Origin of the sequence: Corynebacterium curieae (assembly GCF_027570035.1) — a bacterium.
In the GTDB taxonomy this organism is placed as follows: domain Bacteria; phylum Actinomycetota; class Actinomycetes; order Mycobacteriales; family Mycobacteriaceae; genus Corynebacterium; species Corynebacterium curieae.
The window spans coordinates 762,020-776,725 of record NZ_JAKMUU010000001.1 but is presented as its reverse complement, the minus strand read 5'-3'; the positions used below and the strand labels follow the sequence as shown (position 1 = coordinate 776,725).

The window sequence follows — 14,706 nt, the reverse complement described above, 5'->3', positions numbered from 1 at the left end:
CCACCGCGGCTGAGGTCGCTGAAATGCGCGCGACCTTTCGTTAGGCTGGTATGGCATGAGCAACACTGAACGCGAAGAAGTTCTGTCCAAAGCCCGTGCTGCCAAGGAGGTTGCGCCCGTCGTGGCGCAGCTATCCACGCCGCGCAAGAACGAAATCTTGCAGCGCGCAGCCGAAAACCTCATTGCCCACACCGAGGATATCCTCGCCGCTAATAAGCAAGATATCGAAGCTGGCCGCGAGCGCGGCATGTCCGAGTCCCTCATTGACCGCCTGTCCCTTGACGCCGCGCGCGTGGAGGGCATCGCTGGCGGCCTGCGCCAGGTTGCCAGCCTGCAGGACCCAGTAGGCGAGATCCTGCAGGGCCGCACCATGGACAATGGCATCCAGATGAAGCAGGTCCGCGTCCCACTCGGTGTGATGGGCATGGTCTATGAGGCCCGCCCGAACGTCACCGTGGACGCCTTTGGTTTGGCCATCAAGTCCGGCAACGTGCCGCTGCTGCGCGGCTCTAAATCCGCCCGCAATTCCAATACCAAGCTGGTAGAAATCTTGCAGGATACCCTCGCCGAGTTTGACCTTCCGCGCGAGGCCGTGCAGCTTCTGCCGTGCGAGACCCACGATTCCGTCCAGGATCTCATCACCGCCCGAGGCCTAGTGGACCTTGTCATCCCGCGCGGCGGCGCGAAGCTCATTGAAGCCGTGGTCACCGGCGCCACCGTCCCGGCCATTGAGACCGGCACCGGCAATTGCCACTTCTACGTGGATGCCTCAGCTGACTTGGACAAGGCCATCGACATGGTCATCAACGGCAAGACCCGCCGCACCTCCGTGTGCAATTCCACGGAGTGCGTGCTTATCGACGCCGCTTTGGACGACTCCGCCAAGCTGCGCATCATCACCGCGCTGCAGGATGAGGGTGTGACCATCCACGGTGACGTCGCCGAGCTCGAGGGCTTCGGCGTCAAGGATGCCGTGCAGGCCACCGATGAGGACTGGCGCGAGGAATCGCTGTCCATGGATATCTGCGCCAAGGTGGTCGACGGCGTCGATGGCGCCATCGACCATATCGCCGAGTTCACCACTGGCCACACCGAGGCCATCGCCGCGCAGGATGCCGACGTCCTAGTGAAGTTTGGCAACGAGGTGGATGCCGCCGCGGTCATGCTCAACGCCTCTACCGCCTTTACCGATGGTGAGGTCTACGGCATGGGCGCCGAAATCGGCATTTCCACCCAGAAGCTGCACGCCCGCGGCCCGATGGCGCTTCCGGAGCTGACCTCTAGCAAGTGGATCCTGCAGGGTACCGGTCAGACCCGCCCCTAGTAGTGCGGCTATAATCGCCATCCATGACTAGCCCACAGCGCATCGGCATCATGGGTGGCACCTTTGACCCCATCCACAACGGCCACTTGGTAGCGGCCAGCGAGGCCGCACACCGTTTTGCCCTCGATACCGTCGTCTTTGTTCCCACCGGTCAGCCGTGGCAAAAGTCCCACCGCGACGTCACTGCGGCCGAGCACCGCTACTTGATGACGATGGTGGCCACGGCCTCTAATCCGCGTTTTACCGTCTCGCGCGTAGATATTGACCGCGAGGGGCCCACATATACCATCGATACGCTGCGCGACCTGCGCGAACTCTTCCCGGATGCGGAGTTTTACTTCATTACCGGTGCCGATTCGCTGGCATCCATCATGAGCTGGCATAACTGGGAAGAGATGCTGGAGATGGCGCACTTTGTGGGCGTTACCCGCCCAGGCTATGAGCTAAGCGCCGATATGCTGCCTGCCGATGCGCAGGAGGATATTGATCTTATCGATATCCCCGCCATGGCCATCTCTTCTACCGCTTGCCGCGAGCGCGCCGCCCAAGGCCAGCCCGTGTGGTACCTCGTTCCGGATGGGGTGGTGCAGTACATCACCAAGAATAATCTCTACGGGCCAAACCCGGATAAGCCCCTGTAGAAACTTCCACTGGGCTGGTACAGATTTTTGGGCACGGCCCTGCTAAACGTGCAAGAATAGACTGTCACTAGAGATAGTTCATTCCGAATGTACTCAGACGCGAAAAGGGATTATTTACACATTGTCTACTTCTGATCTTGCCCGCCGCATGGCAGAAACCGCGGCACACGCCGCGCAGGAAAAACTGGCCACCAATATCGCAGCAATTGATGTCTCCGATGTCCTCGCCATTACCGAGGTCTTCGTGCTAGCTTCTGCGGATAACGAGCGCCAGGTGGCCTCCATCGTGGATGAAGTCGAAGATGAGATGACCAAGCAAGGATTTGAGCCGCAGCGCCGCGAGGGCAACCGCGAAAACCGCTGGGTGCTGCTGGATTATGGCAATATCGTCGTCCACGTTCAGCGCAATGACCAGCGCGAGTTCTATGGCTTGGATCGCCTGTACCACGATTGCCCGGCACTAGAGATTGAGGGCATCGAGGCCCCAGAGCGCCCCGGTGAATGGACCAATGGCGTCAATCCGCGCGAGGTCGATTCCATCGATGAGCTCCCACTGGCCGATAAGGTCCCAGGCGAGGACGAGGAGCTTTAAACCCCCTATGAGCCGCCGCCTGATCCTGATCCGCCACGGACAAACCACGTATAACGCCACCGGCCGCATGCAAGGCCACTTGGACACCGAGCTGTCCGAGCTGGGCTATGAGCAGGCCCGTGCTGCCGCGCGCCTGCTGCAGGATCAGGGCGTATCTAAAATTGTTGCCTCCGACCTCATCCGTGCGCGCGAAACCGCGCGCGTGGTCGCCGATGCCCTCGGCGTGGACTTCACCACGGATGCCCGCCTGCGCGAGACCCACCTAGGCCGGTGGCAGGGCAGGACCTCTGCTGAGGTGGATGAGGAGTTCCCAGGCGCGCGCGCCATTTGGCGCCACGACCCCACCTGGGCCCCGCCAGAGGGCGAGTCCCGCGTGGATGTGGCCGAACGTGCCCGCCCTGTCATCGATGAGCTCATGCAAGATTTCGGCGGCTGGGAAGCAGGCCCCGTGCTCATCGTGGCCCATGGCGGTGCTATCTCGGCGCTGACGTGTCACCTGCTCGGACTCGACCATGCACAGTACGGAATCCTTTCCGGACTGAAGAATACGCACTGGTCGCAGCTAACGGCCCGCCCTGATTTCAACCCGGATACGCCGCTGTCCTCGCTGGAATTTAATGCCCAGAACGTCGGCAGCGCCAAGTGGTATTTCGATGGCTGGAATATGGGCGGCGAGGTCACCGGGGACGGCGGGGCAGATATCTAGTGGCCGTTCGCGTCATAACGGATTCCTCGGCGGGTCTGCCGCCGGAGTTGGCGGAGCAGCTATCCATCGCCGTCATCGATCTCCACCTCATGGAAAGCCATGGCAAGGAAGGCCTAGAGCAATCTACCTCCGGGCTAAGCGCACTGGAGCTGGCCGCTGCCTATGGTCGCGAGATGGAGCGCGCCCAAGACGAAGGTGTGGTGGCCATACACCTATCTAAAGAGCTATCTTCTACCTACTCCGCTGCGGTTTCTGCTTCGGGTGTTTTCCCGCACACGGTGCGGGTGATTGATTCCGGTTCAGCCGGCATGGCTATGGGCGCGGCCACGATGTCCGCGGCTAAGTTGGCCTCCCGCGGCGCCAGTCTGGAGGAATGCTACGCCGCCGCCTTAGATACCCTCAAGCGCTCGGCTACCTGGGTGTATCTGCACTCCACGGAAGATCTGCGCCGCTCTGGCCGCCTTTCCCCGGCCACGGCCATGCTTTCCACGGCGCTGCTGGCCACCAAGCCGATTATGTCCATTACCCGCGGCAAACTGGAGCTAGTGGGCAAGACCCGCACCCAAACCAAGGCCTTTACCAAGTTGGTGGATCTCATCGCCTCCCGCGCGAACGGGGAGCCGGCCTTCGTCGCCATCCAGCACAACCACGCCGAAGGCGCAGCCGCCAAGCTGGAAGCGCTCCTTGAAGCGGCGCTGCCGCAGGGCTCGTCCTTCATCTGCACCCCGCTTAACGACGTCCTCTCGGTCCACGCCGGCCCCTCCGCCATCGGCGTATCTGCGGTGTTTAGCTCGGAGCCTCCGGCCGAACCAGCTCATCCTCACACGCGTGGTCGACCCCGCGCCTTCTCGCCGCGCCGTTCTGTGGATAACTAGGCCCAGCGCGCCGGGTTCGTTGACGTCCACAACAAGTTATCCACAGCCCGCTTCCGCTGTACCTACCGCCTCTTGGCGCGCGCATTTAGTCTCAGCGTCATGGCGGCACCCAATATCAGTGAACGACTCCGCGAATTTACCCAACCCACCGGCGAGGAAGAACTCCTCGCCGTCGATTACCCGCGCCCGCGGCTGCGAATCAGCCCCTGGCAAGCCTGCGCCGTGGCTGTCCTTCTTGTCATCGGCGTGGTGGTCTGGCTCGGCATCAATGCGCGCTCCGATGACGCCTCCGGCATGCCCGAGCCCGCGGCATTAAGCGAGGCTCCCGGTGCTGCACCAAGTGAGGAACCCAGCGAAATCATCGTCTCGGTCATCGGCGAAGTTGCCGAGCCCGGCCTGAAGACACTCGAGCCCGGCGCGCGCGTCGCCGATGCCCTCGATGCCGCCCATCCGCTTCCCGGCGCCGACACCATGGCGCTCAACCATGCCCAGCGGCTTTCCGACGGCCAACAGCTCCACATTCTTCCCTCCGGCGCCGCCCCACCTCCCGCACCTGACGAACCCGCCCCTGCCGGCGATAACCCCGGCGGCAGCGGTAGCAGCGGCAGCGGCCTGAGCCTCAATAACGCCACCGCCGAGGAACTGACGGAGCTCAAGGGCGTTGGTGAGGTTACTGCGCAAGCCATCGTGGCTTACCGCGAGGAGCACGGCGGCTTTAAGGACGTGGAAGAACTCCTCGAGGTCTCCGGCATCGGCCCGGCGAAGCTGGCACAGCTTAAAGACCAGGTCCAGCTCTAACTCGAGCTCGAGCGTGCGATGCGAGAACTGCGGCTCGTCCCCGGCGCGGCCACCGCCTGGATGGCCGTCATCGCCGTGCTGCTCGCCGGCCGCGGCTGGGCCATCGCAATCATTGTCGCGGCCGTCGCGCTGTGCCTGTGTACCCGTCAGTGGGGCCAAGCGCTTTTCTGTGGGACGGTCGCCTCTGTTGCAGCGCTCGTCGCCGCGGTGCGCCAGGCCCGCGCAGCCACTTTCGACCTCGGCACCGAAGTCACCGGCCGCCTGACCACCGCGCCGACACAAACCAGTGCCGGTGGCTGGTTGCTGCGGCTCAAGGTTCCGGGATACCCCACGCAGCTGCCCGTCTTTAGCCCGGATCCGGTCCCGGCCGCCGCGGGTGCCGAAATTACGGCCAGGGTAAGGGTAGGGGAGTCGGATAGGGCGGGCGTCGGCAAGCTCAGCGCCAATGCCACCGACGTGCAGGTAACCGCCGAGCCCGAAGGCCTGGCCGGCTGGGCGGCCGAGGTGGCCGAGATTTTCCGCGCGCTGGTCCTCGATACCGTCGGGCCCTCCAGCCAGGGCCTTATCCCCGGCATGGTGCTCGGCGATACCGCGCTGCAAGATACCGCCGAGCGCGACCTGTATATCGCCACCGGGCTCTCCCACTTGAGCGCTGTATCTGGGGCCAATGTGGCCATCGTTTGCTCCGCCGCGGCCGTGGTCTGCGCCGCCTTCGCGCTCGGACCCCGCGCCCGCGTGGCCGCCTCCCTGTGCGCCCTTGCCACCTATGTTTTGCTTGTGGGCTTCGAACCTTCCGTCCAGCGCGCGGCCGTCGCCGGGGTAGTAGGGCTGCTCGCCGTGCTCAATTCCACGCGCATGGAGCCCATTCACGCGCTTAGCCTCGGTATCATCGCGCTGCTCTTTGTCGATTCTGACCTCGCCGTGCACTTTGGCTTCGCCCTATCCTGCGCGGCGACGCTCGGCATCGTGGCGCTAAGCCCGCTCATCTATAAGCACTTGGCCGTGACCGGCTGGCCCGCCATCTTTCTGCGCGCGGTCGCGGTAGCCATCGCTGCCGATATCGTTACCCTCCCGCTGGTGGCACTCATGTCCGGTGAGGTCTCCGTGGTCTCCGTGCTGGCCAATATCCTCGTCGAGCCCGCCACCGTGCCGATTACCATCGTGGGGCTTATCGCCGCCATCTTTGCCCAGCTGGGCCCGCTCGATGTGCTGGGCGCCGGCTTGCTGCGCCTCACTGAGCCCTTCTCGTGGTGGATTAACACCGTCGCCCACGGCGTGGCCCACCTGCCCGTGGTCACCATTCCCGCCAACCCGCTTTTTACGCTGCTTGCCTACGCCTGGATCATCGCCGGCCTCCTCTATCACCGCCCGTGGCTCACCTTGGCGCTGACGCTGGCGGGCATCGCCTGGCTCGGCCTGGCCGCAGGCTAAAATGGCGGGCATGCCACCAGTACACCTCATCCTCGGCGATGATGAATTCCTCACCGAACGCGCCCGCCTGCACATCCAGCGCGCCGCGGCCGAGGAGAGCGGATCTACCGGCACCCGGCCCGAGCTGACCAAGCTTAAGGCCTCCGAGGTCTCGGAGGGCGAGATCCTCGAGGCCACCAGCCCGTCGCTCTTTGGTGATAACCGCGTCATCGTCATCAGCGACTGCGAGCGCGCCGGCAAGGAAGTAGTCGATATCATCCTGCGTGCCTGCGCCAATCCCGCGCCGGGCATGACCATGGTCATCATCTACTCCGTGACGGCCAAGACGCTGAAGAAAAAGAAGAAGCAGCCCGAGCTTGTGGCCAAGCTGCGCAAGATTGCGGAGGTCCACGAGGTCTTTTCGCTCTACCCCAATGAGCTGGGCCAGTGGGCCACCCGCGAATTTTCCAGCCACGGCGTGCGCCCCACCCCGGACGTTATCCACGCCGTGCTCGAGGGAGTGGGCTCTGATCTGCGCGAGCTGGCCTCAGCCATCTCCCAGCTGGTCTCCGATACCGGCGGCAATGTCACCCGCGAGGCGGTGCAAAACTACTACGTCGGCGTGGCCGAGGTGGCCAATTGGGACATTGCCGACGCCGCCGTCGCCGGCCGCGTCGAAGCCGCCGTATCCACCTGCCGCCGCGCCCTCCAGCTGGGCGCGAGCCCCGTGGCGATTGCCGCCGCGCTGGCCAATAAGGTCGGCGCCGTCGCTCGCCTTTACTCCGCGCGCGGGGACCAGTACTCGCTGGCGAGCCAAACCGGTCTAGCGCCCTACGTGGTCAAAATGACCCAGCCCGTGGCCCGCCGCTGGTCCGCCGATAATGTCACCAAGGCCGTCATCCTTGTCTCCGAGCTCGATGCCGCCGTCAAAGGCCAAGGCGGTGAGCCCGAATTCGCCATAGAGGCGGCCGTCAAACGCGTCGCGGAACTGGCGCGATAAGCTAGAAACCATGTCTGAGACGCAAGTGCAAGAATTCGCCGGTCGACTCTTTGACATGGCGCGCGAGGGCAACCTGGACCTCCTCGCCTATATCGACCACGGCGTAAATATCGTCCTCGTTAACCACGAAGGCCAGTCCTTTCTCATGCTCGCCGCCTATCACGGCCACGCCGAGCTGGTTACCGCACTTGCCCGCGCCGGCGCGGACGTCAACCTGCTCAATGATCGCGGCCAGTCCCCGCTGGCCGGCGCCATCTTCAAGAAGGAAGACGCGGTTATCGACGCCCTCCTTGCCGCCCACGCCGACCCTACCGCCGGCCAGCCCTCCGCGCTGGATTCTGCCCGCATGTTTGGCCGCGAAGACCTCGTCCCGCGCCTAGAAAGCGAGGCAGGGGAGTGACCTGGACGTCCTTTTTCACCCTCCTACTGATGAACCTGGTGGGCGTGGCCTCGCCTGGCCCAGACATTATCCTGGTAACCCGCTACGCCACCCGCTCGCGCCGCCATGCCATTGCGGCGGCCGCCGGCATCCAGATCGGCGTGCTCTTTTGGTGCGCCGCCACCGTTTTCGGCGCCGCCGCGCTGCTGACGGCCTTCCCGGAAATTTTGGGCGCGGTCCAAGTCGTCGGCGGCTGCTTCCTGGTATTTATGGGTTCGCGCGCGCTGCGCAGCGGCATCGCCCAGCGGTCCAACCCGCCCGTGGATTTAGAAGACGCCGCCGCCCAGCTCGGCCGGCTGCGCACCGCTTTCAAGGTGGGGCTAGCCACGAATATGTCCAACCCGAAAATCGTGCTCTTCCTCGCCGCGATGATTGCCCCGCTGCTTCCCGCCAGCCCGCCGGCATGGTTGGCCATCGCGCTCACGCTCTCGTTATCGCTCTCGGCCTTCCTTTTCTTCCTCGTTGTCGCCACGGTGATTTCCACCAACGCGGTGCGCCGCAAGCTCATCGCCGCCGGCCCGTGGATCGACATCGGCTCCGGCCTGTTTTTCATCATCGCCGGCATCATCCTCATCATCTCCGGCGCGCAGAACCTACTGGCCTAAAATAGCCGCGGTGTTCCCTCGGCCACCGTATCGAGCACCCACTGGGTCCAGCGGGCGACGGTGGAGGCGCGCCGTTGGGACGTCGCCAAGCTCAGGCCCAGCCCCTCCATCGCTGCAACGATCTCTGCGGTGCTGGCCACCGCGCCGCGGGCCAAGCTGAGCTCGAGTACCTCGCGGAAAACCCGCCGCGCGGCAAGCGACCGTATCAGTGCCGCATTCCGGGCGTCGCGCTGCGGCTGCTCGATGACGCGCCGGCCGCGCTCGGTTGGCTCCCAAGCCTCATCTGTCAGCTCCGCGAGCCCGAGGTAGCGCGCGGCGTTGGCATAATAGTCCGCCTGCCGCGGGTCGAAGTCATAGCGCTGGGTAATCTCCGCCTTGCTCAGCGGCTGCAGCGCGATGAGCTCCAAGAGGTTGACCACCCGCTCAAAGCTATTGGCCTGCGGGAAGGGCACCGCCGGCTCGGCTTCCGGCTCCACCGCTCGCACGATATCTAGCGCCGCCTGTGTATCTAGGTTCGAGGCCGACAGTGCGTAGCGGGCGCTATCGACTAGCGCAATGCTGCGAAAATCCGCCGGGTCCCGAAATTCATAGCGGTATAGATGGAAAATGCCATTGGAATACACCAGGTAGACCGGCACCACGTCCTTGGCAAGGCGCTGCTGGAAGCGCCGGTAGGGAAAATATAGCTGCCGGATATTGAAATCATCCGAAAGGTGATTCTTCGCCTCCACCAGCACCAGATGCTCGAGCGATTCAAAGCCGCCGTCGATTTCCATCTGCGCGCGGTCCACCGCCACATCCACGCCCAAGTCTGGCAGCCGCACCTGCAGCTCGCGCGTGGACATGCGCCCTGCCACCGTGGCCTGCAACGGCCCGCATCCCAGGAAGTCCTCTAGCATCCCGCTTGCCGACGCCCCATTTAACGCCACCGCCTCCGAGCTCACCCCCTCCATCGAGAGAGTATCCAGCCCCGCCGGCAGCTCCAGTGTGCGTACCTCGCCGCGCTGCGTCTCTGGAAATCTCTCGTAGAGATTGAATCGCCCCACCAGGTATTCGCGGCGGCTGACCGGCACGATACCGAGCCGCAAGCGCTGAAAGATCCACGGCCGGGAGGTAGAGAAATCATGCTTGGCCATCAGCCGCGGCTGCCTGCCTGAGATCTCTTCCAGCTCGCGGGCACCAATGAAGAAGTATCCGTGCTGTTCCAGCTCGTCGCCGTAGCCGGCAGCTAGGACGCGCAGCCAGCCCCAGTCATTAACGCCCAGCTTTACCGACTCCGGCACGCCAAATCGTGCCCGCAGCTCCCGTTCTGCATGCGCCTGCGGACCGCTAGCCACGGGTTACCTCGTAGTTGCGCACCAGCACTTCATCGACCTTGCCGCGCTTCGAACCGACGGAGTTTATTGCCCGTGTTGCCCCGACGATGCCTATCTCATAGTCCGCATAGAGATCCCGAATGAACTCGGTGGCTGAATTCGACAGTAGGAACTTTACCCCGCGATGATCCAACTCATCGCAGACCTCTTTGAGGCGCTCTTGCTCCGCGCGGTCAAAGCCGCCCTTTTGATAGCCGGTAAACGAGCTCGTCACGTTTACCGGGTCATAGGGCGGATCGAAATAGACGAAATCGCCTTTACCCGCGTCCGCCACTGCTGCGGCGAAATCGCCTTGGGAAAAGCTCACATCATTATCCGCAAAATAGCGGTGGACAGCGCGCAGCGTCGCCTCATCGCAGATGGTGGGGTTTTTATAGCGTCCGAACGGTGCATTAAATTGCCCCGCCGCGTTCACGCGGTACAGGCCGTTATAGCAGGTCCGGTTGAGATACAGCGTGCGCGCGGCACGCTCGACAGGGGAGAGGGCGGCAAACCGCTGGGCATCCCGGTCCACTGCCCGCAGCGCATAGAAAAACTCCGCCTCATTGGGATAGCCCGCGAGCACGTCAATGAGCTCATCGACGCCGCCGCGCACCACCTCATACAAGTTGATGAGCTCGCTATTGAGATCGTTGACCCGTGCGCTGGCTGGTTCGAGGGAGAAAAGGACCGCTCCGCCACCGATGAAAGGTTCATAGAAACGCCGCGGGGCATCCGCCGGCAGGGCGGCGTGGATATGCGGCAGGAGCTGGCGCTTTCCGCCCGCCCATTTCACCAGTGGTTTAACGTTTTTCATCGTTGACTCATCTTAGCCGCCGCGCCGGACACGAGCACCATCGGCCTTTCGAACGCGCGAGCGTATTTATGCGATGTTCCGGTCCGAAGCTTGCGTTCGCAGTTGTCTAACATCACAGTTTTGCCAAATAGTGCCATGACGGGCGCAAACGCGCAGTCCCGCCGGCCGTGATTTTATTCGGTGAGCATAGCGGTTTCCCAAGGCGAATATAAGGTAATAAAATCGCCCCAAAATCCCTTAGTTTGTAGGCAAAATAGAAATTTCACACAATGCCTTGGGGAGCTAGAAAACGTAACTGAAGCTTTTAGAGCGTCGGGACAGAAAGGGGCATCCATGCCGCGTATATCAAAGATTCGAGTCGCTGCGCTCAACCTCGTCATAGACAATGGGTATGACGGTTTTACCATGGAAGAGCTCGCCCAGAAGGTGGGCGTTTCTCGGCGCACCTTATTTAACTATATAAAGGACAAAGAATCGGCAGTTTTGGGTCCCGAATTTTCTGAGGAAGTGGAGTACCAGTTCCAGAACTTCGCTGCGGGGCTGCCCACCGGGAGCCTGCGCGAGGATTCTGAAATTATGGCCAAGGCCGAATTTAAGCGCGCCGTAGGCAACGAGTTTTTTCCGGAAATCTCCCAACTCACCGCGCGGGCGCTTGCCAAGGATGCCAAGCTGCGTGGCATGTACTACCAGCGCAATAGGCGCATTGTCCAGCGCATCCGCCAAGCCGTGCAGGCGCGCGAGGGCTGGAAATCTTCCGATCCACGCCTAACGCCCACCGTCAATATCATCCACACCCAATTCCAAACCGCCATTGAGACCTTCGTGGAGTCCCGCGGCGGCACATCGCTTGCCGACGCCTATCACAACGCCGGCGCCATCTTCGAAGACTACTTCAACGACGAGCTGGCCTAAGCGCCGCACGCTAACCTGCAGCCCCATTGGGGCAAGAAAAATCCCTCGGCGCACTCCGTGGAATGCGGCCGAGGGAATTTCCTGTACTGGCTCTTAGTCCATCTTGTTGAAAGCGGAAGCCATGCCGGACTTCTTGTTGGCAGCGGTGTTGCGGTGGAAGACACCCTTGGACACGGACTTGTCCAGGGCGCGGGAAGCCACGCGCAGCTGCTTCTCGGCAGCAGCCTTGTCGCCGGTAGCAACAGCCTCGCGGAACTTGCGGATCTCGGTACGCACTGCGGAGCGGATGCTCTTATTGCGGCGGCGTGCCTTCTCGTTGGTGATAACGCGCTTCTGCTTGGACTTGATATTTGCCATGAAAAATACCTCTTAGTAATCGAAAATGATTGACGTAGAAACCGACCTGCTCGGACTACTCCCGCGCCCCAGCGTCTACTGGTGCGCTCGGCGCTAGTATTCGAAGGGCGAACCCAAGGTCCTGCCCGCCCCGACCAACGCGCCCGGCAAGTAAGTAACCAACTCACAATAGCAGTACGGCGTCCTTCCCACCAAAACCCTTTCCATACGCTGCGCAGCCGCTATGCCCAGTGATAGCGCGCCCGCAACCTATTTGCGATTCTTTCGAATCTGCGTTCTGGGAAAAGCGTGCCCTGCCGGCGCACCTGCTCCTCGGAGACCTCGAGGAGGCGGTCGAGGCGCACCCAACAATCGCATCCAGATTCGTCCCACTCGCCGGAGCCGATTTCCAGCCAGGCATCGTCAAGCGCATGCTTCGGGTTGGGGGAGATAAGCAGACCCATCACCGTGGTGCGGGTGCGGCCGACGACCAAAATGGCGCGCTCGCGCGGTGGTGCCTGCTTGCCCTCGGAGGGCACCCACACCCAGACCACCTCGCCAGAATCGGCCTGGCCATCCATATCGGGTGTAAAAAATATGGAGCGGGGGTGGGAAGCGGTGGCCTCAACCCGGATATCGGCGGCCTTGCGGGGCTCGTGGAATTCATCCGACCTATCCAGCCCCAGCCGGGAATTGATGCGGGTCAGACCGGCGTCGACGGGCTCGCGCTCGCTGATTCCCAGCGCCTGGCGCAGACGGGTGAGCATGCCGCTTTTCATGTCGACTATTGTAGACCTATGTCTGAAAACTTTGCGGCCACGACGTTTACGGATCCCGCCCGAATCCGAAACTTCTGCATTATTGCTCACATCGACCACGGCAAGTCGACGCTGGCGGACCGCATCCTGCAGCTATCCAAGGTGGTTGCGGAGCGCGATATGCGTGACCAGTTCCTCGATAATATGGACATCGAGCGCGAGCGCGGCATTACCATTAAGGCGCAGAACGTCCGCCTGCCGTGGGTGCCCCAGTCCGGCACCGCGCAGGGGGAACAGATTGTCATGCAGATGATCGACACCCCCGGCCACGTGGACTTTACCTACGAGGTCTCCCGCGCGCTCGAGGCATGTGAGGGCGCCATCCTGCTTGTCGACGCCGCCCAGGGCATCGAAGCCCAAACCCTCGCCAACCTCTACCTGGCGATGGAAAACGACCTGGAAATCATCCCGGTCCTCAATAAAATCGACCTGCCGGCCGCCGACCCGGAAAAATACGCGCTGGAAATCGCCAATATCATCGGTTGCGAGCCGGAAGAGGTGCTGCGCGTTTCCGGCAAGACTGGCGAGGGCGTCGTCGAGCTGCTGGACAAGGTCTGCGAGCTAGTCCCGCCACCGTCCTCTGAATTCGACGCCGATGCGCCGGCCCGCGCCATGATTTTTGACTCCGTCTATGACACTTACCGCGGCGTGGTGACCTATATCCGCATGGTGGATGGCAAGCTCACCCCGCGCCAGAAGGTCACCATGATGTCGACCAACGCCAATCACGAGCTGCTGGAAATCGGCATCGTTTCGCCCACGATGCAAAAGTGTGAGGGCTTGGGCCCTGGCGAGGTGGGCTACCTGATTACCGGCGTAAAAGACGTTCGCGAGACCAAGGTGGGCGATACTGTCACCTGGTCCAACGGTGGTGCCGACACCCCGCTCAAGGGCTACAAGGATCCGGACCCGATGGTCTACTCCGGCCTATTCCCCATTTCTCAGGCCGACTTCCCGGACCTGCGCGATGCCCTGGAAAAGCTGCAGCTTAACGACGCCTCCTTAACCTTCGAGCCCGAAACCTCCGTTGCCCTCGGTTTTGGTTTCCGCTGCGGTTTCTTGGGCCTTTTGCATATGGAAATCACGCGTGACCGCCTAGAGCGCGAGTTCGGCCTCGACCTGATTTCCACCGCGCCTTCGGTGACCTACCGCGTGGTGGCCGAAGACGGCGAGGAAAAGTGGGTCCACAATCCCTCCGACTGGCCGGAAGGAAAACTTACCGAGGTTTACGAGCCTGTGGTGAAGATGACCGTCATCGTGCCTGAGCAATTTGTCGGCCCCACCATGGAACTCTGCCAGTCCAAGCGCGGCCAGATGGGCGGCATGGACTACCTTTCCGAGGACCGCGTGGAGCTGCGCTACACCATGCCGCTCGGCGAAATCATCTTCGACTTTTTCGATATGCTCAAGTCCCGCACCAAGGGCTACGCCTCGCTGAACTATGAGGAGGCCGGCGAGCAACTCGCGGACCTAGTCAAGGTCGACATTTTGCTCAACGGCGACCCAGTCGACGCCTTCTCTGCCATCGTCCACCGCGATTCCGCCCAGTGGTACGGCAATAAGATGACCAAGAAGCTCAAGGAGCTCATCCCGCGCCAGCAGTTCGAGGTGCCCGTCCAGGCGGCCATCGGCTCGAAGATCATTGCCCGCGAAAACATCCGCGCTATGCGCAAGGACGTGCTAGCCAAGTGCTACGGCGGCGATATCTCCCGTAAGCGCAAGCTGCTGGAAAAGCAGAAGGCCGGCAAGAAGCGCATGAAGACCTTGGGCTCCGTCTCGGTGCCGCAGGAGGCTTTTGTGGCCGCGCTGTCTACTGACGCCAACGACTAACCTCGCACCCCCTATTGGCAAAGCGAAGCCGAATAGATTCTTAATTCTTCGTTAACAACCCCGGGGCGCGTCTGTCAAAAATTTCAAGGTGAGCTGCCCCTTTAGGGCGTCCTCTCGGCCGGAGCGCCCTTTTTAACTAGTTGCGGTTTATGTTTTCGCGGCGTTAAATCTCGATTCGAAAGCGACCGATGACTCGCCGGTGAGCCACAGCCACTTTCGACCTGCCCCGCTAATTCTCGACCAAGGTT

The 14,706-nt window shown here is 62.3% G+C and carries 16 protein-coding genes; 12 read left to right on the top strand and 4 right to left on the bottom strand.

Translation table 11 applies throughout. From position 1 onward, the window contains the following. Positions 1-55: 55 nt before the first annotated feature. The 10 genes from L8V01_RS03605 to L8V01_RS03560 all read left to right on the top strand — a co-directional run bounded on the left by L8V01_RS03605 (position 56) and on the right by L8V01_RS03560 (position 8,390). The gene (locus L8V01_RS03605) at positions 56-1,324 is read left to right on the top strand and encodes a glutamate-5-semialdehyde dehydrogenase (RefSeq protein ID WP_269945771.1); all 1,269 of its coding nucleotides are present in this window, start codon (positions 56-58) and stop codon (positions 1,322-1,324) included. Positions 1,325-1,347: 23 nt separating this feature from the next. Next, a complete protein-coding gene (gene nadD, locus L8V01_RS03600; protein WP_269945770.1) occupies positions 1,348-1,965 on the top strand; it encodes a nicotinate-nucleotide adenylyltransferase in 618 nt (205 codons plus the stop codon). A gap of 148 nt (positions 1,966-2,113) precedes the next feature. Continuing rightward, positions 2,114-2,557, top strand: a complete 444-nt coding sequence (gene rsfS, locus L8V01_RS03595) for a ribosome silencing factor (RefSeq protein WP_198493287.1) — start codon at positions 2,114-2,116, stop codon at positions 2,555-2,557. Between the two features lie 7 nt (positions 2,558-2,564). Further along, a complete protein-coding gene (locus L8V01_RS03590; protein ID WP_269945769.1) occupies positions 2,565-3,263 on the top strand; it encodes a histidine phosphatase family protein in 699 nt (232 codons plus the stop codon). Continuing rightward, a complete protein-coding gene (locus tag L8V01_RS03585) occupies positions 3,263-4,138 on the top strand; it encodes a DegV family protein (protein ID WP_269945768.1) in 876 nt (291 codons plus the stop codon). Before L8V01_RS03590 ends, L8V01_RS03585 begins: the two co-directional genes overlap by 1 nt. Positions 4,139-4,237: 99 nt before the next feature. After that, positions 4,238-4,936: a ComEA family DNA-binding protein gene (locus L8V01_RS03580; protein WP_269945767.1), complete on the top strand. Its 699-nt coding sequence runs from the start codon at positions 4,238-4,240 to the stop codon at positions 4,934-4,936. Positions 4,937-4,954: 18 nt separating this feature from the next. After that, the gene (locus tag L8V01_RS03575) at positions 4,955-6,367 is read left to right on the top strand and encodes a ComEC/Rec2 family competence protein (protein ID WP_269945766.1); all 1,413 of its coding nucleotides are present in this window, start codon (positions 4,955-4,957) and stop codon (positions 6,365-6,367) included. 1 nt (position 6,368) lies between these two features. Continuing rightward, positions 6,369-7,346: a DNA polymerase III subunit delta gene (gene holA, locus L8V01_RS03570; protein ID WP_269945765.1), complete on the top strand. Its 978-nt coding sequence runs from the start codon at positions 6,369-6,371 to the stop codon at positions 7,344-7,346. Between the two features lie 10 nt (positions 7,347-7,356). Beyond that, positions 7,357-7,746 carry an ankyrin repeat domain-containing protein gene (locus L8V01_RS03565; RefSeq protein ID WP_269945764.1) on the top strand — a complete coding sequence of 130 codons (390 nt, stop codon included), beginning with the start codon at positions 7,357-7,359 and terminating at the stop codon, positions 7,744-7,746. Then, on the top strand, positions 7,743-8,390 hold the full coding sequence (locus tag L8V01_RS03560; RefSeq protein ID WP_269945763.1) for a LysE family translocator: 648 nt from the start codon (positions 7,743-7,745) through the stop codon (positions 8,388-8,390). The genes L8V01_RS03565 and L8V01_RS03560 overlap by 4 nt, the downstream gene beginning before the upstream one ends. On the opposite strand, the gene L8V01_RS03555 is transcribed toward L8V01_RS03560, so the two are convergent. After that, positions 8,387-9,727, bottom strand: coding sequence for a type II restriction enzyme (locus tag L8V01_RS03555; RefSeq protein WP_269945762.1), 1,341 nt, complete (start codon positions 9,725-9,727; stop codon positions 8,387-8,389). The genes L8V01_RS03560 and L8V01_RS03555 overlap by 4 nt on opposite strands. Then, on the bottom strand, positions 9,720-10,562 hold the full coding sequence (locus L8V01_RS03550; RefSeq protein WP_269945761.1) for a DNA adenine methylase: 843 nt from the start codon (positions 10,560-10,562) through the stop codon (positions 9,720-9,722). Before L8V01_RS03550 ends, L8V01_RS03555 begins: the two co-directional genes overlap by 8 nt. 333 nt (positions 10,563-10,895) lie before the next feature. Here L8V01_RS03550 and L8V01_RS03545 point away from each other — a divergent pair, with 333 nt between their 5' ends. Next, positions 10,896-11,474 (top strand): TetR/AcrR family transcriptional regulator, encoded by a 579-nt coding sequence (locus L8V01_RS03545; RefSeq protein WP_269945760.1) that lies wholly within the window; start codon positions 10,896-10,898, stop codon positions 11,472-11,474. A gap of 93 nt (positions 11,475-11,567) precedes the next feature. Here L8V01_RS03545 and rpsT read toward each other — a convergent pair whose 3' ends face one another. Further along, the gene (rpsT, locus tag L8V01_RS03540; RefSeq protein ID WP_269945759.1) at positions 11,568-11,831 is read right to left on the bottom strand and encodes a 30S ribosomal protein S20; all 264 of its coding nucleotides are present in this window, start codon (positions 11,829-11,831) and stop codon (positions 11,568-11,570) included. A gap of 221 nt (positions 11,832-12,052) precedes the next feature. Further along, complete coding sequence (locus L8V01_RS03535; protein WP_269945758.1) at positions 12,053-12,589, bottom strand: type II toxin-antitoxin system PemK/MazF family toxin; 537 nt, start codon at positions 12,587-12,589, stop codon at positions 12,053-12,055. 18 nt (positions 12,590-12,607) lie between these two features. On the opposite strand from L8V01_RS03535, the gene lepA reads away from it, so the two are divergent. Continuing rightward, positions 12,608-14,458: a translation elongation factor 4 gene (lepA, locus tag L8V01_RS03530; protein WP_269945757.1), complete on the top strand. Its 1,851-nt coding sequence runs from the start codon at positions 12,608-12,610 to the stop codon at positions 14,456-14,458. Positions 14,459-14,706 lie beyond the last annotated feature (248 nt).